The sequence below is a fragment of the Cupriavidus sp. DF5525 genome (genome assembly GCF_040149425.2).
Lineage (GTDB): Bacteria > Pseudomonadota > Gammaproteobacteria > Burkholderiales > Burkholderiaceae > Cupriavidus > Cupriavidus pickettii_A.
In genome coordinates this window covers 48,199-72,303 of the sequence record NZ_CP168266.1, presented here as the reverse complement: position 1 = coordinate 72,303, position 24,105 = coordinate 48,199, and the positions used below count along the sequence as shown (strand labels likewise).

Genomic DNA, 24,105 nt, shown 5'->3' with positions numbered 1-24,105 from the left:
CCTTCACTCCCTGGTGCCACCTGACAACGGTTCACACGATTGGCGACGAAGGTGATGCAAGTCATGGACGTAGACAGATACGGCTACGAACCCTGGACGTAGGCCTGCAAGCCCGAAGCGAGCGCGGCAAACGTCACTGCACATCGGGCACTCCCGCGCAGATCCTCGTGCATGGCTACCCAGGTATCCATCGTCACGGAGAACTGATTATGCAGGACCCTGACCAGTCGCTTGTCGCGCGCCGCCAGCGCCGACTGGCACACGCCAATGCCGAACCCGGCCCGGATTGCGCCCAGCTGCGCCAGATCACTGTCGGAGCGAAAAGCCAGGTTGTCTCGCGGGAACGCTTTGAACGTTTCCAGCAGGCGGCGAATAAATGCATTTTCCTGATCGAAGCCGATGACCGCAAAGCCAGACAGCGCCTCCAGCGACTCCGGCACGCCATGGGATGCCAGATAGCTTTCATGGGCATGCAGGCCCAGTTCGATCCCTCCCACACGCTTGGCCACCAGCGCTTCCTGCTCCGGCCGGAACATTCGGACCGCAATATCCGCCTCGCGACGCAACAGGTCGTCCACCCGATTCGACAGGACCAACTCGATATTCAGCTCTGGATGCGCATTGCGCAGTGCCGCGAGTATCGGCGGCAGCACTTCGACGCCGACGACTTCGCTCGCCGACAACCGGACCGTGCCGCGCACGCCCGAGCCGTGGCTGCTGGCGACCCGCCGCATTGCCGCTGCCGTCGCGGCGATGCCGGTGGCATACGGCCTCAGCTCGTGCGCAGCGTCAGTCGGCGCGAAGCCGTCGAAAGAGCGGGTGAACAGCTTCAGCCCCAGGGCGGCCTCAAGGCTGTCGATATGCCGGCCGACAGTCGGCTGCGTCAGGCCCATCGCGCGTCCGGCGGCGGACAGCGAGCCGGTTTCCAGAACATGAAGGAAGGTCCGGTACCACTCCCAGTTCGGTTCGCACTTGAGCATGGCTATACAATTTTCTTTAGCGGCCACCGATTATAGGCAATTTCCTTTTGGGTACGGAGTCCGCAAACTGAGGTCATTCGCAACACCAGTGCCAATTCAAAAGGAAAATCTCCATGCCCAAAGTCGCTCTTTTCGGCGCGGCCGGCGCCATCGGTCACAGCGTGGCCGCAGCGTTGCGCAGCAAAGGCCAGCCATATCGTGTAGTCGGCCGCAACGAGCGAAGCCTGCGCCTGGCATTCGGCGCCGACCCGCTCGCCGAAGTCGTCCCCTGGAATCCGGATTCGCCGGCCTCTGTGCAGGCTGCTGCCAGCGGCATCGAAACCCTGACCTACATGGTCGGCGTTGACTACTGGCAGTTCGCGCTACACCCCGAACTGATGCGCAAGACCCTGGATGGCGCCGTGGCCGCCGGCGTAAGGCGCTTCATCCTGATCGGCACCGTCTACCCCTACGGACGGGTACAGACCGGCAACCCGGTTCGAGAAGACCATCCGCGCGAGCCTCATACGTTCAAGGGCCGCATGCGCAAGGCCCAGGAAGACCTGCTGATGCAGGCCGATGCCGGCGGGCAGATCCATGCGACGGTGCTGCGGCTGCCTGACTTCTACGGCCCCGGCGTGGAAGCCAGCCTGCTGCACCGCGCCGCGCAGGCGGCGGTGATTGGCGGCGCGGCTGACTTGATCGGGCCGATCGACCGGCCGCACGAATTCGTCTATGTGCCTGACGTGGGACCGGTAGTCGCCCGACTGATCGACACGCCGGCGGCCTTCGGCAAGATCTGGCACCTTGCGGGTGCCGGTGTCACGACGCAGCAGGACCTTGTCTCGGAAATGGAACGTCAGACCGGGCGCGAGCTGACGCTGCGCGTCGCCGGCAAGACGATGCTGCGCCTGCTGGGTCTGTTCAACCCGTTGATGCGCGAGCTGGTCGAGATGCATTACCTGATGACGGACCCGCTGATCATGGACGACTCGGCGCTGCAACGGCTGATCGGGCCGATCCGCAAGACTCCCTACGTCGAGGGTATCCGCCAGACCCTGGACGCGGTGCGGAAGACCCGGTCTGCGGTCAACGCCGCTGCCTGAAAGGCCATTCTCGGCGGTTACGCTGCGCCCGCCCCCCGCCCCACGTCTGCCAGCGCCAGTGCCAGCCTTGCCCCCACCTCGGCATTGTGTTTGACGAGCGCGATGTTTGTCGCCAGGCTGCGGCCGCCCGTCAGCGCCTTGATGCGAGCCAGCAGGAAGGGAGTCACGGCTTTGCCACTGATGCCTTGCGCCGCGGCCTCGGCGAGCGCCTGCTGCGTCAGCGCGTCGATTTCATCGGACGCCATCGCTGCCGCTTCTGGCACCGGCGTGCTCAACAACACGCCGCCCGCAAGGCCGAGGTCCCACTTGGTGCGGATGAAGCGTGCCTGCTCCGCCGCGTCGTCCAGCCTGAAATCCGCGCGAAAGCCGCTGTCGCGCGTGTAAAACGCAGCGACATTGTCTTGCTCGCAACTGAGCACCGGCACGCCATGTGTTTCCAGGTACTCCAGTGTGAGCCCGATGTCCAGGATGGACTTCGCACCGGCACAGACCACCGCCACCGAGGTCTTCGCCAGTTCCTGCAGATCGGCCGAGATGTCAAAGGTCTCCTGCGCACCGCGGTGCACGCCGCCAATGCCGCCGGTGACGAAGACCTCGATGCCGGCCAGCGCCGCGCATATCATGGTGCCCGCCACTGTCGTCGCGCCGAGCCCGCCGCTGGCCAGCACGGCCGGCAGGTCGCGGCGGCTGACCTTTTGTGCCTGGCCCGAGCGGCCGAGCAGTTCCAGCTCGTCGTCCGCAAGGCCGATGCGGATTCGCCCGCCGATCAGTGCGATCGTCGCCGGCTCGGCGCCCAGGTTGCGGATCAAGGCCTCCACTTCGCGCGCGGTGCGAACGTTCTCCGGGTAGGGCATGCCGTGAGCGATGATGGTCGATTCCAGCGCCACCAGCGGGCGGCCGGCGGCGTGTGCGGCGGCCACGGGCGCGCTGAAGGTCAACCAGGAGTGTGCAAGGTCGGCAGTCATGTCGATGCTTCCGGCGGTGTGATTCACTTGCGTGTGCAGCACAAGGCTGGGATCGCATGGCTGACTATAGTCGCAGGCCGTCGGAAGACAAAGCGGGAGTCCACCGGATAGTGCGACGGAGCTCCCACAGTAGCTGGGTAATTGCTATCGGCGCAAAGCGTCCCTTGCGGTCAGTCATCGGAAACGTTCGCCATCTTCACCACGGTCGACCACCGCGACGACTCGCTGCGCATGAATCGCGCAAACTCCTCAGGCGTTCCTCCTGAGGGTTCGGCACCGAGTTGAGCCAGGCGCTGCTACGTGCTGGGTTCCTTACGAGCAAATCATTGACGCAATCGAACGCCATGATGCAGACGCAGCCGGAGAAATCGTGCGCGCTCATATGGATCGGATGACTGAATATGTCGCGCCTGTTGACGTTGATGTACCGCTAGCGTATTGACCAGTTCCGGCGCCGCCAGCTTCGGTCTCGCGGTAGCGGCGTGGCGCTTACCGCTGCGCCCCCTGCTGTCCCTACCGCGAAGCCTTCCTGGCCACGGTCGCTGTATGCGGGAGCATTCCGCCCTGTCTGCGCCAACCCGGCGACCCAGCGTAGCAACAATGGGACGAATCGCATTCTCCCCTTCCACGCTATCGAATACACTGTGCGCTCGAGCAGCATTCCCACCCAATTCCCCTGGCTCCGGAGAAACGCCCATGAAGGCCTGGATGGCAAAGGCAGTTGGTGCTCTTGGCTGCGCAATGGCATTCCTGGCAGGTTCGGCGAGCGCCGCCGACCCGGCAACGCTGGTCATTTCGGCGGGTACGCAACAGCGCAGTTGGACGGTCGATGCGCTGCTCAAAGACCGTCGCCTGACCGATGTGACGGTGGACGATGCCAACCTGAAACGCCGCCTGACGTTCAAGGCGATCCCACTGACCGCCCTGCTGCGCGGCATGCCCGTGGCGGCAGGCGCGACTGCGACGACCGCGGCCAGCGATGGCTATGTTTCTCACCTGCCGATGCGCCTCTTGCTGGCGGATAGTGCCGAAGAGCCGCGCGCCTGGCTGGCGGTGGAAAATCCTGCGAGGCCGTGGCCCAGGCTCAAGGGCCAGGGCATCGGGCCGTTTCGCCTGATCTGGACGCTACCGTCGGGCCGCGCCGCTGCCGTGGTCAACGAGAGTCATTGGACCTACAGCATCGTGCGCATCGATATCACCGCATCGCCTGCAGAGCGCTTTGCGGCCATCCGGCCCGCCTCCGACCAGCCCGCCGACGGCCCCGTCATGCGCGGCTTCGCGACTTTCCAGCGCGTTTGCTTCTCATGCCACTCCCTTAACAGGGTCGGCGATGCTCACCTTGGCCCCGATCTGAATGTGCCGTACAGCCCGGTGGAGTACCTGGGCGACGACAAGCTGGCCAAGCTGATCCGCGACCCGCAGTCGCTGCGCTGGTGGCCTGACGCGCGCATGTCAGCAATCGACGAAAAGACGCTCTCCGATGCTGACCTGAAGGACCTGCTGGCGTATCTGCATCATATGGCCGGACGCAAGGGATCCTGACACCACTGGCGCCTGGATTGCCGCCCAAAGCACGCCGGTCCTCCTCTGCGGCGAGAAGATGAGCGTCGACAACCACCCACTGCCAGTTTGCGTGAGCCCCCTCACGCCTTCATCAGTCTCCACAGCGTGGTCCGCCCAATCCCGAGCGCACGGCTCGCTGCGGCGCGGTTACCGCCATTTGCTTCCAGAGCACGCATGACGTCGTCGCGGGTCACTGCCGCAGGCGGCGAATCGACGACCTTGCGCCTGGCCGCCGGGACCGGCGGCGCTTGTATCTGTCCAAACTCCGGAAAAAAGTCCCGCAGATCCTGCCACGCGCCACTCGGACCATCGCCCACATAAATCGCCGCGCGAGCAACCAGGTTGTCGAGCTCCCGTACGTTTCCGGGCCATGCGTATTGTTCGAACAGCGGCGTCAGAAATTCCAGAACGCGCTCCGTGGCCGTGGCGGGCAACTCGTACTTTGTTGCATTGCGGCCGAGCAGATGCCGCGCAAGGCCCGGAATATCGCCGCGCCGCTCGCGCAATGGCGGGAGTTCGATGTGCAACAGGTTGAGCCGGAAATACAGATCGGCGCGAAATGCGCCTTGCTCGACCAGCGCACGCAGGTCCCGATGCGTCGCGGCGATGACGCGAACGTCAATCGGCGTCGCGCGCCCCGAGCCGAGCTTCATCACTTCGCGCTCCTGCAGCACGCGCAGCAAGCGGCTTTGCGCCGCCGCCGGCATTTCGCCGACTTCATCAAGAAAGATGGTGCCCGTATGCGCGATTTCGAAGAGGCCAGGTTTGCCGCCGCGCCGCGCGCCGGTGAACGCGCCCTCTTCATGGCCAAACAGCTCACTTTCTATCAACCCTTCCGGCAGGGCCGCGCAATTGAACGCCACGAACGGGTTGCCGCGCCGGCGGCTCGCATTATGGATGCCCTGCGCAACCAGTTCTTTGCCCGTGCCACTTTCGCCGGTGAGCAGTACGGTCGCATCGTGTGCGGCGCCGGCGCGCGCCAGGCGCCGCACACGCTCGAGCGCCGGCGATGCGCCGGTCAAGTCGGCCAGGCTGTGCCGCGCCACCAGGTGTTTCGGCCGCTGACTGGTTCGCAACGAGCGGTCGATGCGCTGCGCGATCAGTGCGTCTTGCACCGTGACCACCGCGCCGGAACGCAAACCATGCTCGACGATCGGCACGCAATTGACGATCAGCGAACGACCGCCGATCTGCTCGATGCGCTCGTCGCTCGGCGTGTCGGTGTCGAGCGTTTCGCGCAGCAGCGGGCCGACCGCTCTCGCCAGTTGCGGCGCCAGGTCGTGCGCGCGGTCGAGTCCGAGCAGATCGAGCATCGCAGGATTGACCACTTCCAGTTGGCCGGCCTCGTCGAATGCGGCGACGCCGTCGCGCAGATGCGCGACGATCGTGTTGAGTCGCACGCGCTTTGACTCCTTCTGGCGGCTCATGCGCGCCAGCTCAATGGAGCGCTCGAACGCTTCTTCAACGGCACCGAGGGAATAGAGAAACACGCTGTGCAGCCCCGCCCGCAGCGCGAGATCGCACGCCATGCCCGGGCCGATGATGACGGTGCAGCCCTCGGCGGCGAGCGTGTCGACGGCCACCCGGACTTCGTCGATCGAACGGTATGCGCGCTGTTTCAATGCGACGTTCAGCCACGCGCTGAGGTCGGTCAGTTCCTTCGACACCGTTTCGTGCAGGACCAGGCCGATTGGCGCGCCTGGCCACATCGTGATCGCATGCGTGATGGCGCTGAGCACGTCAAAGCCGTTCACCTTGACCATCACCACCGGTACGCTGAGGTTGTCGCGCAGATAGGCGCCGTTGGAGCCGGCAGCCAGCACGACATCAACCTTGCCTGCATCGACATATGCCTGCAGCGCGGTCACGGCGGCGCCGTACCCCGCGCGCACCGAAAAGAACCTGGCGTGCTCCGTATAGCGCGGCGCGACGGTTTCGCATAGCGTACTTAACTGGCTGATGCTGACCAGCGCGATGCCCGGGCGGCCCCGGGGCCGGTTCGAGGCAAGCGTTGACACGATGGAATCTCCCGAATGGAACGCTTTTGAAACGTTCCACGAAACAAGTGGAACATTGTCTCACGAACGTTCCACGCGCAGTGCTTTCTATAAGCTATTGTTTTCAAAGGAGAAAAAGAAAGGCTGACGATTGGCACGATCCCTGCGGTAGAAGTCCGCAAACTGGAGACACACACTATGACTATCTCGTCCACCGCTCGTCGCGTGGCATTCCGCGCCAAGGTAAATGAACGCCAGGGCCTGCTGGTGCCCGGCGCATTCAACGCGATGAGCGCGCGCGTCATCGAGGACGCCGGCTTCGAGGCGCTCTACCTGACGGGCGCCGGCGTTACCAACATGTCGCTTGGCCTGCCCGATCTCGGCTTCATCGGCCTGCACGAAGTCGCGGAACACACCGCACGGCTCCGCGACGCCGTCGCGCTGCCGTTGATCGTGGATGCCGACACCGGCTTCGGTAACGCCCTCAATGTGCGCCACGCGGTACGCACGCTCGAGCGCAGCGGCGCCGATGCGATCCAGTTTGAAGACCAGGTAATGCCGAAGAAATGTGGCCATTTCTCCGGCAAGGAAGTCATCGCGGCGAGCGAAATGCTCGGCAAGATCCGCGCGGCCGTCGATTCGCGCGAAGACCCCAACCTGCTGATCATCGCGCGCACCGATGCTGCCGCCGTGCATGGCATCGAAGACGCAATCGAGCGCGGCCATCGCTTTGTCGAAGCGGGCGCGGACATCCTGTTTATCGAAGCGACCGAATCGCTTGCCGACATCGAGCGCCTGCCCAGGCTGATCGACGCGCCGCAGTTGATCAACATCGTGATCGGCGGCAAGACGCCGACGCAGTCGCGCGAAGCGCTCGGACAGCTCGGCTACGCGATCGTGCTGTATGCAAACGCAGCGCTGCAAGGCGCAGTGCTTGGCATGCAGCGGGCGCTCGGCACGCTGCGTGCGAATGGCCGGCTCGACGAAGATGCGTCGCTGGTCGCGCCGTTCAGTGAGCGGCAACGGCTGGTCAACAAGCCTTTGTACGACGAACTCGATCGTGAATACGCAGCAAAAGACTAGACCACGCTGATCAGCCCGGATCACCAATCCTAAGACGGAGATACGCCTTGCATATGAAATACCGACTCACCCTGGGCCTCCTTGCAACGGCAGGCCTGATCTCGGCTACGCCGGCTTGCGCACAAGGCCAGTGGCCAAACAAAACGATTCGCTTTGTCGTGCCGTTTGCCGCTGGCGGCGCCAATGACCTGATGGCACGCGCGGCGGCCGAGGGGGCTTCCAGGGTGCTGGGCCAGACCGTACTGGTCGAAAACCGCCCCGGCGCGGGCGGCACCGTCGGCGCCGACATGGTGGCCAAGAGCAAGCCCGATGGCTACACCTTCCTGATCAGCGCGGCCGGCGTCATCTCCAACAGCATGATCAAGAAGTCCATCCCGTTCAAGGATGACGCGCTGGTCCCCGTCGCCATGATCGGACTTGCTCCCTCGGTCATCGTCGTGCCGAAAAACGCGCCCTACAAGGATCTGCGCGACTTTGTCGAGGCATCGAAGAAAGGGAACGGCTTCAACTTCGCCACCGCGGGAACCGGCAGCACCCCGCACTTTGTCGCCGAAATCCTTAACGTGAAATATGGCGCGAAGCTGCAGCCGGTGCCCTACAAGAGCGGGTCGGAGAGCACCACGGCAGTCCTGGGAGGCCAGGTCGAAGGAACCTCCGAAGCCAGTATCATCGCGCTTCCGCATATCCTGCACGAAGGCAAATTCAAGGCGCTGGCGACGACGTGGACGCAGCGCATATCGGCCTATCCCCAACTCTCCACCGCCGTGGAGCAAGGCTTTCCGGACCTGCAGATTGCGCACTGGGCCGGCATCCACGCCCCCAAGGGCACTCCCGACGCCATCCTCGACAAGGTGGCTGCAGCGGTGGACAAGGCCATGAAGGATCCGGACGCCGCGGCAAAGCTCAAGGCCGTGGGCATCGAGCCGGTTGGCGGCACGCGTGCGGATTTTGTGAAGTTTGTTAACGCGGAGCGGAAAAGGCTGGGCGAGATCGTCAAGGCCGCCAAGATGCAGGAGAAGTGATTGCTGCGCAGGCCGTAGCCATGGGCGGCGGCCTGCGGCTTTCAATGACTGAATGAGTTCTCTCTTCAAGCGATGGACGACGCGAGTGGGCCTGTTACCAAGATAAGACAAGGGTCGATGCGACGGAATCTCTGATTTTGCAGAGCCAGGCTGCATAGACGCACAGGCGCTCACAGGGCCCACCCGGCACGGCGTGCTTGCGGTAATGTAGTCGCCACAGAGCGGGAGGTGCTCGTTTAACCAAGGAGGAATACCGTGAGCGCTAACGGAACCTGGACATGCCCGACTTGCAGGCGGCCCGTCGGCACGCCGTTCTGCCCACAATGCGGCGAGGCGCCGCTCGCACCGCGCGATCTCACGATGCGTGGGCTTCTCGGCAACCTGCTACATGCACTGACGAGCGTCGATGGCAAGATGGTCCGAACCTTCTGGTGCCTGCTGCGTTATCCAGGGTCCCTGACCATGTCATACCTCGCTGGAGCGCGTAAGCCTTACATCGCGCCGATCCAGTTGTTCCTCGTAGCCAATGTGTTCTTCTTCGCCGTTCAATCGCTGACCGGAGCAAACGTCTTCAGCTCGACGCTCGACTCGCATATGTATCAGCAAGACTGGAGCGAGTTGGCTCGTTCAATGGTCGCGGAGCGGCTGCGGGTCTCGCATCGTAGCCTCGAATCCTACGGGCCGGTTTTCAATCGGGCCGTGGTGTTGAACGCGAAGTCGCTCGTTGTTCTGATGACGATACCTTTCGCGCTGCTGTTATCGCTCGTGTTCGCTGCAAAGCGCAAGGCGCTCATGACGCATATCGTTTTTTCGCTGCATCTCTACACGTTCATGCTGCTGTTGTTTTCGCTCGCAATCGTAGCGTCCGCGCTCTACGCGCGAGTCGGCGGGCCAGGTCTGCAGGACGCCATGGTCGATAATGTTCTCACGCTCATTATCCTCGCGGCGTGCGGCGTGTATGTGTATGCCGCAGAGGCGCGGGTCTTCGATGTGAACGGCGCCGGGCGGGTGGTGTCGGCCGTTGCCCTGACCCTGGCAGCAGGAGGCATCGTCATCGGCTATCGGTTTGTGCTCTTTCTCATCACGCTTTATTCGACATAGCCAGCGCCGCGCCCGGGACATTCACTGCCTGAACGCACCTCTTCTGGGCGCAGGACCGCCCGAGAAGCGGCCGGTGGCCGCTATCAGCTGGAAGGTCCGCTCCCGGCCGGTTCGGGCCGTTCACGTGTGGGTTGGGTTGCGCAGCGAGAAATTCCTACTGCGCGGGTGCCACCGACGCCCCCTGAATGGCATGCCGCTTCAAGGACGAGGCAACAAAGCCGCTAGCCTTCATATCTTCCACAAACTGAGCCAGCACAGTGACGGCAGCGTGGCTGCGCGCCTTGGGCAATCCCATAGCCTGCTCGATAACCATGAAGCGTCCTGGCAGCAGCCTCAGTCCATGCACGCGTCCGGCGTCAGCCTCCAACTGTTGCCTGACGCCGGCCGCGACTTCCAGCCCCTGCTCGATGAAAACGTCCACTACCGTGGGAGAAGTAGGGGCTCGCACGATCTCAGCGTGCTTAAGTTCCCGCGTCAGAAAAAGGTCGTAAGCACTTCCCTTGCCGACCGTGACGCGTCGACCAGGCTGATCGACTTCGTCGTTCTCCTGTATGGCAGAGTCTTCGCGTACCAGGTACGCCCCTTCGATGAGCACGTAGGGAGCGGTAAAGGCAATGCCGGCGCCTCGCATGGGATCGATGGCGAAGAAGCCGAAGTCCGCCTGCTCATTCGTCACCGCGTCAACGGATTTGCCGGCGGAGTCGAAAACAATCAGTTCTACCTCCAACCCTAGCCGACGTGCAAACTCGCGTGCCAGATCAATCGAGACACCAAAGGGCTGCCCGTCGGCGTCCAGGTTGGCGAGGATGGGATTGCCGACGTTGATCGACGCCCGCAGCACTCCGTTGGGCGCCAACTCGGCAACAACGTGAGGGCTGGTCGTGGCAATGGAATTTGAAGCAGTCATGGTCAATTGATGTGAGTCCGAGGGACAGCGCGCAATGCGCCCTGCTTGGCCGCGACGCGGCCAAGCCCTCTCAAGCCGCAAGTTTTGCGGCGTGATGCTTCAGAAGTGACAGGACGGATGCGTCGATCGTCAGGCCCTGTTCGCGCTGGCGCGCCATGTTAGACAACTCGATCTCACCGGGAACGATCACGGGCTTTCCTTCCTCTGCCGCGGGACAGCCGTGCAGGATGGCCGCAAAGTCCTTCATGCGATCGGCGAGCCATTTGGCGGAACCCAGCCGACGGGTGTCGATCAGGATAAAGAAGTGCCCCAGGTTCTGCGGCTCGTCCGGCGCGTCGACCCAGGATTTCACGTGTGTCAGGTAGGCCGCATCGGATAGCAAGCCGGCGAACAAGTCCACCACCAGCGCCAGGCCATAGCCTTTGTGCCCGCCTATTGGCAGCAGGAAGCCGGCCAGCGCGGCGGCTGGGTCCGTGGTCTTGCGGCCTTGCTTGTCGGTTGCCCACGTATCCGGAATGGGCGCTCCCGCCTTGAGCGCATTGCGGATCTTGGCACGTGCGACGACGCTCATAGCCATGTCGAGCATGAAGTGGGCGCCGTCGTGACCGGGTACGCCAAAGCCAAGCGGACTGTTGCCAAGGCGAGCGTCACTGCCGCCCCAGGGCGCGATGGTCGTCGTGGCATTGCTCCCGATCATGCTTGCAAAGCCCGCCTCTGCAGCGATATGGCAGTAGGGCGATACGGGACCGAAATGATTGCTGCCTCGCACCAGCGCCATCCCGATGCCGCATTCCCCGGCCACTTCCATGGCGGCTTTCAAGCCTTTCATGCCGACCAATGGACCAACGCCGTTGCCCCCGTCTACCTTGACGAGCGCGCTGGCAACACGTTCGACCTGGATAGCCGGCCGTGCGGCAATTCCGGCAACTTCGAGGCGCTCGCCGTAAGACTCGATACGACTCAGGCCGTGGGTGGAAAGCCCGAAAAGGTCAGCCGTCACAAGGAGGTTGACGACTTCATCAGCATCAGCGGGAGTCAGCCCCAACCCTTGGAACGCCTGGCTGCCAAGGTCGCGAAGCGCCGCCTCCGGCAAGGTTGCGCGGCTGTCCGTTTGTACATTCATAGAGTTACCCAATTGTGTTGGTGCAGCGGAAGATCAATGAAACAGGAAGGACCTGGCGCCGGCTGCCTAGTTGGCCTTGACGTTGGCGCTGCGAACCACAGCGCCCCAGCGATTCCGTTCGGCCCGGATAAATCGGGCAAATTCCTCAGGGCCTTGCCCCATCGGGGCGCTGGAATCTTCGGCCAGGCGATGGCGTACCGCGGGGCTGTTCAGCGCCTTCACGGCTTCCGCATGCAAGCGCTCGACCACTACGGTTGGCGTCTTGGCCGGAACCAGCAGTCCAAACCACTGGGAACTTTCAAAGCCCGGATAGCCTTGCTCTGCGACGGTAGGAACATCAGGGATAGCAGGGAGGCGCTCGGCCGCCCCCACGGCCAGGATGCGTAGCCGGCCTGCTTTCACGTGTGGAAGAAATCCGGGAAGCCCCGCTGCCGCAGCGTCGATATTGCCGGCCAGCAGATCTGTCATTTGCGCGCCGGTCCCCTTGTAAGGGACATGTAGAAGATCGGCGTGCACCGTGACTTTCAGCATTTCGAAGGCAAGGTGACCGGCGCTTCCGTTGCCGGCCGAGCCATAGGTCAGCTTGCCCGGCTTTGCCTTTGCCAGTGAAACGAAGGCGGCCAATGACCTGGCATTTACGGCAGGGCCAACCGCAAAAACCATAGGCACCTTGGCCAACAGCGTCACGGGAGCGTAGTCCTTCTCTGGATCGTAGGGCAGTCGGGGCATCATGGCCGGATTGACCGCCAAGGTGCCGACGTGTCCCAGCACCATGGTGTAGCCATCCGGCGTCGCACGCGCTGCGTCTTGCATGGCAACGATGCCTTGACCACCGCCCTTGTTATCCACGATGACTTGTTGCCCCAGGTTCTTGGACATTTCCGCTGCGATGGAGCGCGCGATGACGTCGGAACTGCCTCCCGGCCCATATGGCACGATCAGTCGTATGGGCTTAGCCGGCGTCCACGCCTGAGCCTGCGCCTGCGCAGGCTCAGGCAAGCCCATGCAGCAGGCCGTCGCGACGGAGAACGCCAGAACCAGCCCATGGCTTAGCCGTTTACGACGTGTGGTGGAAAGTGGATGTGCAAGATCAAGCGCTGGGGGCGTATCGGATTCTTCAGATCTCATATTGCTCTTCTATCGAGATGGAATGCGTGAGCAAGCCAGGGCACACCTCGCTCCGAGGTTGTCTCCACCCCTCGTAAGCCGGCCTCCGCACCTGGCAACGTTTTGTGAGGCAATGATCTACGCCGGGCATTTCCGTGTAAAGTGCAAATATTCGATGGATTCTTGCGTTTTACACATGAATTTCGACCTCGCCGATTTACGCGCCTTTCTCGCCGTAGCCGACCTCGGTAGTTTCCGAGCCGCTTCGGAGGTACTCTTCCTTTCGCAATCAGCACTGTCACGGCGTGTTGATAAGCTCGAGGAAGCGCTTGGCGTGGATCTTTTTGTCCGCACGACCCGGAAGATCGAGTTGACCGCCGTTGGCCGTGCTTTCATGTCCAAGGCACGCAATGTCCTGAACGATCTGGAAGAAGCGATGCTAGGTATCCGCGATGTCGCCGAGAGGCTGTCCGGAGAGGTCACGTTTGCGTGTGTTCCATCGGCGGTGGGGTATTTTCTGCCGTCCGTCGTAGCGGAATTCCATCGGCGATATCCGCTTATCCGGCTGCGGGTGATGGATGAGTCTTCAGCGGACGTCTTGCTTGCGGTGACTCGCGGCAATGCCGACTTTGGCCTGACCTACATCGGAACCCAGGAGGCGGACATCGAATTCAAAGCGCTGATGGAAGAGGCGTTTGTCGTGGCGTGCCAGGTCGATCATCCACTTGCAAGCAGAAGAAAACTGAAGTGGTCGGAACTCGGTCAATACGACTACATCACCCTCGCTCAAGGCAGCGGCAATCGCTTTCTCATAGATCAAGCGCTGGCGCGCGTACCCTCCAAGCCACGCTGGTTCTGTGAAGTCCACCACGTGCCTGCGCTTGTGAGTCTGGTACAGGCTGGCTTAGGAATCGGTGTGGTTCCGCGGATGGCGCTACCGCCGGAAGGCCACAAGGCATTGACGGCGATCCCGCTTACGGAGCCTCGGGTGACGCGCACGCTGGGACTTATATCCCGGCGAGGCCGCGCGCTGCCGCCCGCGGCGAAACTGCTCTACGATCTCCTGGTCGCGTCAAAAAGCGCAGGGTCAAGGGCTACGTCCACACACCGCAAGGCCTGATCTGGTCCGGCTCTGAGCCGAAGCGGGCGTAGTAGGTGCATAGCCCACGCCTACCACCAATTGTGCGAATGTGCGTGACGGGTGGACAAAGGCCGATCGAGATCCTTTGCTCGCCAGACCTCCCCAGCAGCAGCTTCGAAAAATTGCCTCTTGCCTGGAGGTTAAGCGGACGTAATCCTGCAAATCTTCGAGATCATGTAACCCACACCGGCGATCCGGTGTTCGTGCTTGGGAGCAAAGGCATTCAGATGGGCCGTGATGCAGCGATCGATCGTCGTGCAGGCACCCTCGTCATCAAAGCCAGGTAGAAGTGAGATGTTGATACCTGGCATCGGGTAGTCGAGAAGACGAGCCTCTGCCATACGGGTGTAGAGGTTGCCGTTGCGGAAGTCCGCCGGGATGTCGTCCCACTTCGGCAGGAGTTTCACAGTGCTGAGTTCCAGCTCTGCTTCGGTGATGCTGTCCACGTCAGCGCGGGAGAGCGAGTAGGTCATGCTGGTTTCATCCTTCCAGGAACGTCGGAATAGGAAGCCATGTTGGCGCGCGTCTCGGCTGGAGCCGCATCCGTCGCCGTCATGGCCGCTAAGACAAGACTAACGGGGCGGCGGCGATTCAGGCCATGCAAAGTGCGCCAACTACTTTGCAATACATGCCACTGACTATTCTTGTCGGGCGTCGACGGCCTTCGACCGTCACAACGTGTGCTGGGGACCCTCCCCGAAGATGCGACGGGCGCGCACCTTCCCCTCGCGGCCACGTCGGTATTTGTGTCCTGCTGGACCAGCGAGGACGTTGACTTCTGCCCCTGTGCGTTCCCCGGAATGGGAAGCCAAGGTCACGTCGTAATCGACCCGAACAGGGTCTACCATTCAGGCTGGGATAGGCGCTCATCGGAGAGCAGCCGCCTGTTACAGATCTGAGCTGCGCGACGCGCAACGACACCTTCACCTGTCGCGAGAATATGAATCGATGAGATGAATCGTTCTTCAGCGCAATAGCGACCATGCCACATTCCATCCAAGTGCCCCCTGAAACCGTCAGGAAGTGGCAAGAGATTGTCGATCTACTCGCCGAGGTCATGCGCGTTCCTTCCGCCTTGATAATGCAAGTAGAGCCTCCGAACATCAAAGTCTTCGTATCCAGCGAGTCCAAAGGGAATCCTTACGAGCCGGCCGAGACCGCGCCTTTGAACACGGGCCTTTATTGCGAGACCGTGATGAAGACCCGTCAACCGCTGCTTGTCCCTGACGCTTTGCAGGACGAAGAGTGGAAATCGAACCCTGATATTAAACTGGGCATGATTTCGTACCTGGGTGTTCCGATCAGTTGGCCCGATGGCGAGATATTCGGAACGATTTGCGTTCTTGACAGGAAAGGAAACCATTACAGCGAGCCTTTCCTCAGACTTCTGCTCCTGTGCCGCGACATGTTGCAGTCTGACTTGAGAACGTTAGCAACACTGAACAAACAACTCGAAGAGCGCGAAGCGAAAATCCAGCGCCTGGTCGACGCCGACATTATCGGGATCTTCATCTGGGGCGAAAGCCGGATCATCGAGGCCAATGACGCGTTCCTCCGCATCGTGGGCTACGAGCGTGAGGATCTCGTCTCTGGTCGCCTCTGCTGGACAGACCTGACCCCGCCGGAATGGCTCGACCGCGATTTCCGACAATATCTGCCAGAGCTCAAACGGACCGGCCGCTTGCAACCGTTCGAGAAGGAGTATTTCCGGAAGGACGGCAGCCGGGTGCCTGTGCTGATCGGCGTGGCGAGCTTCGAAGATGGCGGGGACCAAGGTGTCGCTTTCGTGCTCGATTTGACCGAGCGTAAGCGCGCGGAGGCCGAAGCGCGCGAAAGCGAGCGCCGCTACCGCGAGATCCAGGCTGCGCTGGCGCACGCAAACCGCGTCACGACCATGGGGCAGCTCACGGCCTCGATCAGCCACGAATTAAAGCAACCGATCGGCGCGTGCGGCGCCAATGCCGAGGCGGGTCTACGCTGGCTGAGCGCACCGTCGCCGAATCTAGAGGAGGCTCGCCAGGCGTTTGAACGTATCACCAAAGACGCAAGGCGCGCCAGCGAGATCATGAACCGCATTCGTGGCCTCGTCAAAAACACTCCGATGTATAAGGAGTCGGTGCAGATCAACGAGGCGATTCGTGAGGTCATGACCCTGACGCGCGGTGAGACCATGAAAAACAACGTTTCTGTGCGGATGGAGCTTACGGAGGACTTACCGCTGGTTGAAGGCGACCGGGTGCAACTCCAACAGGCGATGCTGAACCTGATCATCAACGCCATTGAAGCGATGAGCGCGGTTGACGACGGACCGCGAGAACTGACGATTCGCACCGGCAAGGATGAGCCGAGTGCCGTCCTGGTTACGGTGCGCGATTCGGGGCCGGGTGTCGCTTCCGAGAACATTGAGCGCATCTTTGAGCCGTTCTGCACGTCGAAGGCCGGCGGAATGGGCATGGGGCTGTCCATTTGCCGCTCGATCGTGCAAGCGCATGGGGGAACGCTACGGCTGAGCGCGAACCTGCCTCGCGGCGCCGTATTTCAGTTCACCGTGCCCACCAACCAAGACTGCGCGGACGTTTGAACCGTCGGCTCCACGTTGAGCGCGCTTACCAACATGGCAGTTACCAGGAGGCACATGATGACAGGGGAGCGAACCACTGGCATCTAAACCACCACGACCGTATGCAAACCCCCAGCGTATGACGTCTGTTCCTGCGCGAGAGAAACAAACCCCGCCCCTCGAACCGCTACCGCTCACCGCCCGGTGAATCTGGCTGGCCTGCGCTCAATAAAATGCGCCACCCCCTCGGTAAAGTCCTCGCTCCGGATGCTCTCGAACATCTCGGCATTGGCGACGCGCGTGGCCTCGGCCAATGACTGGAATGGCTGCTCCCACAGTTGCCGCTTCATCACGCGGATGGATCTGGGCGAGACGTTCTCGGCCAGGTCGTCGGCATAGTCGAGCGTCGTCGCCATGAGGGCGTCGGCATCGACCACACGGTCGACCAACCCGATCCGCAGCGCCTCGTCGGCCAGCACCTTGCGTGCCGAATAGAGCAGGTCGGCCGCATGGCCAGGGCCGACCACACGCGGCAGCAACCAGGAGATACCGTGCTCGGCAATCAGGCCCCGGCGCGCAAACGCGGTGCTGAACGCGGCGTTGGCGCTGGCGAAGCGCATGTCGCTGTACAGCGCGAACACCAGCCCCAGCCCCGCCGCCGCACCGTTGATGGCCGCGATCACGGGCTTGCGCATGGCCGGGAAGTAGCCATAGCGGGTCTGGTAGTCGGCGCGCCGGTTCATGTCGAAGGGGCGCATCCACTGGGCGGCGCGGATATCGCCCGGTGGCAGCACTTCGAGCTCATTGATGTCCATGCCGGCGCAGAAGCCCTTGCCTGCCCCGGTCAGCACCACCACGCGGACGTTGTCGTCGCGATCGACGGCGTCCATGGCGTCGCGCAGTTCGGCCTCCATGACCTTGGTCAGCGCATTGAGCTTGTCCGGCCGGTTCATGGTGACCACGGCGATCCGCTCGCTTTTCCCCGCGCGAGCAACGGTAACCTGACTGTACATATTGCGATTCCTTTCGATGTCGTGACTAAGGGAGCTGAACGGATCTCGGCTCCAGGAACTCCTCCAGCCCATAGACGCCACCTTCGCGCCCGACGCCGGACATGCCGAAGCCGCCAAACGGTGCCGCGGGGTTGAAGCGGGCGCCGTTGACGTCCACCTGCCCTGCCCGCAGCGCGTTGGCGACCGCTTCGCCGGCGCTGTCATCGGCAGCCCAGACCGCGGCGGCCAGCCCGTAGCGCGTGCCGTTGGCCAGGGCAATCGCCTCGTCGACGCTGTCATAGCACAGCACCGCCAGCACCGGCCCGAAGACTTCCTCATTCGCCAGCCGGCTGTCGGGTGCGACGTTGCCGTAGATGGTCGGCGCGACGAAATAGCCGGTCGCTGGCACTGGCGCATCGGCACCGCCTGCGATCCGGTCAAAGCCTGCCTGCTCCGCTTCGGCGATATGCGCCTGCACGCGCTGACGCTGCTGCGCCGACAGCAAGGGGCCGATCCGGGTTTCGCCATCGGCGGGATCGCCGAGTTTCATCGCAGCCGCCGCTTCCGCCAGCAGTTGCCGGCACCGGGGGTAGTCCTCGCGTGCAACGATCAGCCGGGTAGTCGCGCTGCAGGTCTGCCCCGAATTGAGGAAACAGGAGCTGACCGTCGCCTTGACCGCCCTGGCGAGATCCGCGCCCGGCAGGACCACGGCCGCCGACTTGCCGCCCAGTTCCATCGACACACGCTTCATGTCGCCGGCCGCCTGCGCGGCGACCTTGCGGCCGACCGCCGTGGAGCCGGTGAACGACACCATCTGGATGCCGGGATGCGATACCAGCGCCTCGCCGACCGCCGCGCCGCCCAGCACGAGATTGAGGACGCCCGGCGGCAGCTTCGCCTGCTCGCACGCGGCCATCAGCCGTTCGGTCACGGCCGGGGCCAGCTCTGACGGCTTCAGCACCACCGTGCAGCCGGCCAGCAGCGCCGGCGCCAGCTTGGCCGTGATCTGGTGCAACGGGTAGTTCCACGGCGTAATGGCGGCCACCACCCCGACCGGGGCCAGCGTCACGCGGGAATTGCCGATCGTGCGGACGAAGGCGAACGTGTCGGCCAGCGCCGCCGTGGCGCGCCACGCCGCGATCGGTGCATCGACCTGGATGCGGCGCGACAGCTTCAGCGGCATGCCGACTTCACGCGAGATCTCATTGGCCAGCTCCGCCGCGCAGCCTTCCAGCGCGTCGGCCAGCGCGCGCAGGTACGGCGCCCGTCCGGCTGCGCCCAGCGCCTGCCAGCCAGGCTGTGCCCGCACGGCTGCCGCCACGGCTTCGGCCACGTCGTCCGCGGTGCCGAGACAAACCTCGGCCAACGGGGCTTCGGTCGCCGAATCGTAGACGCGGACCAACTCGCCGCCTCGCATCGGGCGACGTGCGCCGTCTATGTAGTGTTGGGTCAACTGCTTCACTGCGACTCCTTGGTATTGCGTTTGTCCAGAAACGCAGCCATTACGCGCTGCGGTTCGCCGTCGGCATAGCATTCGAGCTGCGCCCGGATCCCGGCGACACAGGCGTCATCGAATCCCGGCTGCGTCATGGCGCGAAAACGCTGCTTGGACAGGCGGACGGCAGTCGGCGGCAGCGCCGCGAGCGATCTGGCCTGCGCGAGCGCCTGTGTCATCAGTTCGGTCTCGCCGCACAGCGCTGTCACCAGGCCGATGTCGAAGGCGCGCTGGCCGCTGACCAGCTCGCCCGACAGCGACATCTGCACGTTATGGGTGTGCCCGACGTGCAGCGTCATCAGATAGGAACCGACGATGCTCGCCAGGCCTGCCTTGACCTCGGGCTGTCCCCAGCGGCTGTCCGCCGTGGTCAGCCGCCAGTCCGCGCACAGTGCCAGCTGGAAACCCGCACCGGCTGCCACGCCTCGCACGGCGGCCACGCAGGGCTTGTCCAGGTCGCGGACGGCCTGGTACATCGCCCGTTGCCGGTTCAGCCAGGGCACGAGCTGCTGCCAGGTCACGGTGGCTGCCTCGTCAAGATCCTGTCCGGCGCAGAACGCCCGCTCGCCGGCACCGGCCAGCACGACGGCGCGCACCGAAGGTTCGGCGTTGAGCCGGCCCAGCGCTTCGATCAACTCGCCGCGCAGGGCGTCGTTGACTGCGTTCATGCGTGTCGGGCGGTTCAGCGTGACGATGGCGATGTCGTGATCCTGTTCGACGCGTACGGTTTGCATATTTCAATTCCCCTTGAGTTCCACCACGGCATCGACCGCCATGACACCTTGGCCGGCCGCCATCACCATCAGCGGGTTGATATCCACCGATGCCAGCGCAGTGCGGTGACGCAATGCCCAGTCGCCGAGCGCCACCGCCGACGCTGCCAGTGCATCCAGGTCGAGCGCCGGGATGTCGCGATAGCCATCGAACAGCGGCGCCAGGCGCAACCGTGCGCAGGCCGCCTTGACGTCTTCGGCGGTGAACGGCGCGAGCAGGGTCACGACGTCCTTGCGGAGTTCGAGCAGCGTGCCGCCTTCCCCGATCATGACCAGCGGCCCGAACACGGGATCGACCGAGACGCCCAGCGCAAACTCATGACGGCCCTTGACCATCGTCGCCACGACCACCCGTGGCGATGCCACGCCCAGCCGCTGCAACGTGTCGAGGCAGTCCTGCGTCGCGCTGGCGACGCTCGCCGCATCGGACAGCCGAAGGTGCACGAGGCCGTGCTCGCTCTTGTGCGGGACATCCGCCGCACAGCCCTTGACCACGACAGGCACCCCGCCGAGCGCGTCAAACGCTGCTACCGCCGCATCCACGCTGTCGCATTGCCGGTGCGGCACGATCGGTACGCCGGCTTCGGCGAGCAAGGCCAGGCTGTGGGCCTCGTCCTGCAAGCCGCTGCCGCTGAGCGGCTGTGCGTCAGGCCAGGCCGGCGCCGTCTCGGTCGCCTTTGCCACCTTTGCCACCTTTGCCACCTTTGCCGCCTTTGCCGCCTCGGCCAGCCGATGGTGCGCGGCGTATTGCGCCAGCGCTGCAACGGCATCGGCTTCGGTGACGAAGGCCGGCACGCCGTGTCGCACGAAGGCTTCGCGCACGGGCTGTTGCGGCGCGCTCGCCACCAGCGGCCTGGCGTGGTGCGCACTGAAGGCGGCAGCGTCGCGCGCCAGCGCCTCGACGTCGTAGCCGGGACCGGCCACCGGAATGCCGACCATCACCATGTCGGCCTGCGGATCGGCGCCCAGCGCCTGGAGCACGCGCGGGAACATGTCGCCCTTGCCCAGCAGCGCGGCGGTCATGTCGAGCGGATTGCTGGCCGTGCCGAACTCGGGCAGGATCGCGCCCAGTTCGCGCAGCGTGGCCGGTTGCAGTTCGGTCAGCGGCAGGTCGTGCCGTTCGGCCAGGTCGGCCGCCATCACGCCCACCGCGCCGCTATGGCTCATCACGACCGTCCGGCCCTGCCCCGGGGGACGCTGCTGCAAATACAGCGGCACAGCGCGAACCAGCTCGCCGATGTCGCGCGCACGCCAGATGCCGTGACGGGCCAGGAAGGCATCGATCGCGGCGTCGTTGCCGACCAGCGCACCGGTATGCGAGGCTGCCGCCTTGGCACCGCGCTGGCTGTTGCCGGCCTTGATCGCCACGATGCTGGCGCCACGCGCTCGTGCCAGCTCCGCCGCGCGGGCCAGCTGCGCCGGGTCGGACACCGATTCGAGGTAGACCAGGATCAGCCGCACCTCAGGGTCCGCCGCCACGGCCGCGGTCATCGCGCAGGCGTCGAGATCGGCGTCGTTGCCCGTCGCCACCAGGTAGCGCACGCCGTAGCCGGCCTGGCGCAGCAACGCATAGGGCATGACGCTCGCCGCCCCGCTCTGGCTGATGATCGCGATCGGGCCGTCCTGGGGCGCCACCTCCATGAACATCGTCGAGAAATTAAGCACCGCGCCGCTGGCGAAGTTGGCCGTGCCTTGCGCGTTCGGGCCCACCAGCCGCATGCCGCTGGCATTGGCCACCGCCACCAGTTCCTGCTGCCGCTGGCGTCCCGCCTCGCCCGTTTCGGCAAAGCCCGACGCCATGATGACGGCAGCCTTGACGCCCGCGGCGCCGCACTGGCGCACCTGCTCGAGCGTGGCATCGCCGGACACTGCAATTACGACGGCGTCCGGCGCCTTGCCGATCGCACCGAGGTCGGGGTACGCGCGATAGCCCTGGATGACCTCGCGCACCGGGTTGACCGGAAACACCTCGCCCGTATAGCCGAATGCGCGCATGTAATGGATCGGCCGTCCGCCCACCTTGTTGGGGTTGTCCGAGGCGCCGATCACGGCCACCGATGCCGGCGAGAACAGGGCGTCGAAGGTTGCAGAGGTCTCAGTCAAGGGTCGCTCCCGATGCCTTGACCACCGGCGACCACTTGCCGGCGTCATGCTGGATCAGTTTCGAGAACTCGGCCGGCGTACCCGGCAGCGGCCGGGCGCCCAGCGCGGCGAGCTGTTTCTGCACATCTGCCTGCGCCAGCACGGTCTGCAGTTCGCTGTTCAGGCGCCGGATCACGTCTGGCGTGGTGCCCTTCGGTGCCGACAGGCCGAACCAGATCGTTACGTCGAAACCCGGCAGGCCGGCCTCGGCAATCGTCGGCACCTTGGGCAGCGCATCCGAACGGGTCGCGCCGGTCACGCCGAGCGCCTTGACCTTGCCTGTGCTGATGTACTGCACCTGGCTCGATACCGTGTCGAACATCATCGAGATGCGTCCGCCAAGCAGGTCGGTGAACGCCGCCGCCGAACCCTTGTATGGCACATGGACGATGTCGATGCCCGCCATCGACTTGAACAGTTCGCCGGACAGGTGGTTGGAGCTGCCGTTACCAGCCGAGCCGAACGTCAGCGTGCCCGGTTTCTGCTTTGCCAGCGCCACCAGTTCCTTGACGTTGCCGACCGGCAGGTTGTTCGGCACCACCAGCACGTTGACCGTGGAGGCCACCGAGCCCACGGCATCGAATGACTTGACCGGATCCACCTTCAGCGAGCGGTAGAGCGACGGGTTGATCGCCATGGTGCCGGTGGTGGAAAAGAACAGCGTATAGCCGTCAGGTGCCGCCTGCGCGGCGGCCTCGGTGGCGATGGTGCCGCCGGCGCCGCCGCGGTTGTCGATCACCACGGGCTGTCCGAGCTGCTGCGACAGGTGCTGGCCGATCAGCCGCGCCATCGCGTCAGTGGGCCCGCCTGCCGGAAACGGCACAACCAGGCGGATCGGCTTGGCGGGATAGCCGGTGGCGGCGGCAGCGGCGGCGCTGAAGGCGGCCGGGGCGGCAGCGAGCAGCAAGGCGCATAACGGTCGCCGGAATGCGCGAAGCACAGCGGAAAAGCACGGCATGTTGTCTCCAGATGTTTCATAAGGCCCCTCTCTGCCAGGAGGGATGGCCTCAGTGTATGGAGTCCTGAACCAACGCAAAAGAGTAGAATCGTCGATATCTGATATCGACTTTTTGGATGGGATGACGCCGTGAACCTGAAACAGCTCGAAACCGTGGCGCTGGTGGCCGAAGTGGGATCGCTGTCACGTGCGGCACGCTCGCTGGGAATCGCCCAGTCGCTGGTGAGCCGCGCCATTGCCCAGATCGAAGCCGAATGGGGCGACCGGCTGTTCGAACGGACCGGCCGGGGCGTGGTGCTGTCGGAATTCGGCCAGCGGATCTTCCCGCATGTCCAGTTGCTGCTGGCCCAGTCGGCACGGCTGCGCGACGAGGTCAAGGACGCGGCGGGCGTGCCGGTCGGCCAGGTGAGGATCGGCGTGCTGCCGTCAATGGCGCGGCGCCTGATACCGGCGCTGTTCGAGGATCTGCGCGCCACGGCGCCGGGTGTCCGGCTGCGCGTTGCCGAAGGGTTCAGCGGACAACTCGACGAGGAGCTGGAATCGGGCCACCTGGACCTGGCGGTCATCAACCGCTATGGCCCCGGCCCGCGCCAGGACGAAGACGTGCTCGCCCAGGTCGCCACTTACCTGATCTGCGCGCCCGGGCATCCGCTCGCCGGGATGCCGACGGTGCCGTTCCGCAAGCTCGACGGCCTCCCACTCGTCCTGCCGCCGGCCCCCAACGGGCTGCGATCGATTCTCGACCAGCACGCGCGCCAGCTCGGCATCTCGCTGGATGTCGCGCTGGAAGTGGAATCGCTGAATACGATGAAGGAGGTTGCGCTTGCGGGTGGCGCTTTGACGATACTGCCGATCCTCGCGGTGGATCACGAAGTTGCCAGCGGACGCTTGTCCGCAGTCGAGATTGTCGAGCCGCGCTTAACGCGGACCATTGCCATGGGCGTCACGCGACATCATCCACTGTCCCGGGCGGCGCGGCTCGTTCTGTCCCGGCTTCACGACCTGGTGCCGGAAGTCGCAAGGGGCACCTAGTTGCGGCGGGCTGTCATTTGGCGAGAAATACCCGCGCGGCAGTGTGATTGCCAACAGTGGCACCTGCGGTCAAGGCAAT

Annotated in this window: 20 protein-coding genes; 8 read left to right on the top strand and 12 right to left on the bottom strand. The window is 64.0% G+C overall.

The annotated features are described in order from the left end of the window. Positions 1 to 83: 83 nt before the first annotated feature. Positions 84 to 980 carry a LysR family transcriptional regulator gene (locus ABNX08_RS21525; protein ID WP_022537714.1) on the bottom strand — a complete coding sequence of 299 codons (897 nt, stop codon included), beginning with the start codon at positions 978 to 980 and terminating at the stop codon, positions 84 to 86. 113 nt (positions 981 to 1,093) lie between these two features. Here ABNX08_RS21525 and ABNX08_RS21520 point away from each other — a divergent pair, with 113 nt between their 5' ends. Beyond that, positions 1,094 to 2,065, top strand: coding sequence for an NAD-dependent epimerase/dehydratase family protein (locus ABNX08_RS21520; protein ID WP_022537713.1), 972 nt, complete (start codon positions 1,094 to 1,096; stop codon positions 2,063 to 2,065). A gap of 17 nt (positions 2,066 to 2,082) precedes the next feature. Here ABNX08_RS21520 and ABNX08_RS21515 read toward each other — a convergent pair whose 3' ends face one another. Then, the gene (locus ABNX08_RS21515; protein ID WP_041681934.1) at positions 2,083 to 3,030 is read right to left on the bottom strand and encodes a pseudouridine-5'-phosphate glycosidase; all 948 of its coding nucleotides are present in this window, start codon (positions 3,028 to 3,030) and stop codon (positions 2,083 to 2,085) included. Between the two features lie 696 nt (positions 3,031 to 3,726). On the opposite strand from ABNX08_RS21515, the gene ABNX08_RS21510 reads away from it, so the two are divergent. Next, positions 3,727 to 4,572, top strand: coding sequence for a cytochrome c (locus ABNX08_RS21510; protein WP_022537711.1), 846 nt, complete (start codon positions 3,727 to 3,729; stop codon positions 4,570 to 4,572). Positions 4,573 to 4,673: 101 nt separating this feature from the next. Here ABNX08_RS21510 and prpR read toward each other — a convergent pair whose 3' ends face one another. After that, positions 4,674 to 6,611 (bottom strand): propionate catabolism operon regulatory protein PrpR, encoded by a 1,938-nt coding sequence (prpR, locus tag ABNX08_RS21505; RefSeq protein ID WP_022537710.1) that lies wholly within the window; start codon positions 6,609 to 6,611, stop codon positions 4,674 to 4,676. A 177-nt stretch (positions 6,612 to 6,788) separates the two neighbouring features. On the opposite strand from prpR, the gene ABNX08_RS21500 reads away from it, so the two are divergent. The 3 genes from ABNX08_RS21500 to ABNX08_RS21490 all read left to right on the top strand — a co-directional run bounded on the left by ABNX08_RS21500 (position 6,789) and on the right by ABNX08_RS21490 (position 9,796). Then, positions 6,789 to 7,673 carry an oxaloacetate decarboxylase gene (locus ABNX08_RS21500; RefSeq protein WP_022537709.1) on the top strand — a complete coding sequence of 295 codons (885 nt, stop codon included), beginning with the start codon at positions 6,789 to 6,791 and terminating at the stop codon, positions 7,671 to 7,673. Between the two features lie 53 nt (positions 7,674 to 7,726). Beyond that, positions 7,727 to 8,695 (top strand): tripartite tricarboxylate transporter substrate binding protein, encoded by a 969-nt coding sequence (locus tag ABNX08_RS21495; protein ID WP_022537708.1) that lies wholly within the window; start codon positions 7,727 to 7,729, stop codon positions 8,693 to 8,695. A 255-nt stretch (positions 8,696 to 8,950) separates the two neighbouring features. After that, on the top strand, positions 8,951 to 9,796 hold the full coding sequence (locus ABNX08_RS21490) for a DUF3667 domain-containing protein (RefSeq protein ID WP_022537707.1): 846 nt from the start codon (positions 8,951 to 8,953) through the stop codon (positions 9,794 to 9,796). A 154-nt stretch (positions 9,797 to 9,950) separates the two neighbouring features. Here ABNX08_RS21490 and ABNX08_RS21485 read toward each other — a convergent pair whose 3' ends face one another. The 3 genes from ABNX08_RS21485 to ABNX08_RS21475 all read right to left on the bottom strand — a co-directional run bounded on the left by ABNX08_RS21485 (position 9,951) and on the right by ABNX08_RS21475 (position 12,954). Continuing rightward, positions 9,951 to 10,703 (bottom strand): ABC transporter substrate-binding protein, encoded by a 753-nt coding sequence (locus ABNX08_RS21485; protein WP_022537706.1) that lies wholly within the window; start codon positions 10,701 to 10,703, stop codon positions 9,951 to 9,953. Between the two features lie 70 nt (positions 10,704 to 10,773). Next, entirely contained in the window at positions 10,774 to 11,826 is a 1,053-nt protein-coding gene (locus ABNX08_RS21480; RefSeq protein ID WP_022537705.1) for an Ldh family oxidoreductase, read from the bottom strand. A gap of 66 nt (positions 11,827 to 11,892) precedes the next feature. Then, positions 11,893 to 12,954: a tripartite tricarboxylate transporter substrate binding protein gene (locus ABNX08_RS21475; protein ID WP_022537704.1), complete on the bottom strand. Its 1,062-nt coding sequence runs from the start codon at positions 12,952 to 12,954 to the stop codon at positions 11,893 to 11,895. Between the two features lie 175 nt (positions 12,955 to 13,129). On the opposite strand from ABNX08_RS21475, the gene ABNX08_RS21470 reads away from it, so the two are divergent. Continuing rightward, the gene (locus ABNX08_RS21470; protein ID WP_051369998.1) at positions 13,130 to 14,053 is read left to right on the top strand and encodes a LysR family transcriptional regulator; all 924 of its coding nucleotides are present in this window, start codon (positions 13,130 to 13,132) and stop codon (positions 14,051 to 14,053) included. Between the two features lie 161 nt (positions 14,054 to 14,214). On the opposite strand, the gene ABNX08_RS21465 is transcribed toward ABNX08_RS21470, so the two are convergent. Beyond that, positions 14,215 to 14,547, bottom strand: a complete 333-nt coding sequence (locus ABNX08_RS21465; RefSeq protein WP_022537702.1) for a hypothetical protein — start codon at positions 14,545 to 14,547, stop codon at positions 14,215 to 14,217. 509 nt (positions 14,548 to 15,056) lie between these two features. Between ABNX08_RS21465 and ABNX08_RS21460 the strand changes: the two genes are divergently transcribed. Continuing rightward, a complete protein-coding gene (locus ABNX08_RS21460) occupies positions 15,057 to 16,655 on the top strand; it encodes an ATP-binding protein (protein WP_022537701.1) in 1,599 nt (532 codons plus the stop codon). A gap of 173 nt (positions 16,656 to 16,828) precedes the next feature. Here the strand turns inward: ABNX08_RS21460 and ABNX08_RS21455 are convergent, their stop codons facing one another. Genes ABNX08_RS21455 through ABNX08_RS21435 form a run of 5 tightly spaced genes read right to left on the bottom strand, consistent with a single transcriptional unit; the run spans position 16,829 to position 22,994 of the window. Further along, on the bottom strand, positions 16,829 to 17,647 hold the full coding sequence (locus tag ABNX08_RS21455) for an enoyl-CoA hydratase (RefSeq protein WP_022537700.1): 819 nt from the start codon (positions 17,645 to 17,647) through the stop codon (positions 16,829 to 16,831). A gap of 25 nt (positions 17,648 to 17,672) precedes the next feature. After that, entirely contained in the window at positions 17,673 to 19,088 is a 1,416-nt protein-coding gene (locus ABNX08_RS21450) for an aldehyde dehydrogenase family protein (protein WP_022537699.1), read from the bottom strand. Further along, positions 19,085 to 19,855, bottom strand: a complete 771-nt coding sequence (locus ABNX08_RS21445) for an enoyl-CoA hydratase/isomerase family protein (RefSeq protein WP_022537698.1) — start codon at positions 19,853 to 19,855, stop codon at positions 19,085 to 19,087. The genes ABNX08_RS21450 and ABNX08_RS21445 overlap by 4 nt, the downstream gene beginning before the upstream one ends. Positions 19,856 to 19,858: 3 nt before the next feature. Continuing rightward, positions 19,859 to 21,997 carry an acetate--CoA ligase family protein gene (locus ABNX08_RS21440; RefSeq protein WP_022537697.1) on the bottom strand — a complete coding sequence of 713 codons (2,139 nt, stop codon included), beginning with the start codon at positions 21,995 to 21,997 and terminating at the stop codon, positions 19,859 to 19,861. Further along, positions 21,990 to 22,994, bottom strand: coding sequence for a tripartite tricarboxylate transporter substrate binding protein (locus ABNX08_RS21435; protein WP_022537696.1), 1,005 nt, complete (start codon positions 22,992 to 22,994; stop codon positions 21,990 to 21,992). Before ABNX08_RS21435 ends, ABNX08_RS21440 begins: the two co-directional genes overlap by 8 nt. 129 nt (positions 22,995 to 23,123) lie before the next feature. On the opposite strand from ABNX08_RS21435, the gene ABNX08_RS21430 reads away from it, so the two are divergent. Further along, positions 23,124 to 24,026, top strand: a complete 903-nt coding sequence (locus tag ABNX08_RS21430; RefSeq protein WP_022537695.1) for a LysR family transcriptional regulator — start codon at positions 23,124 to 23,126, stop codon at positions 24,024 to 24,026. The last annotated feature ends 79 nt before the right edge of the window (positions 24,027 to 24,105 follow it).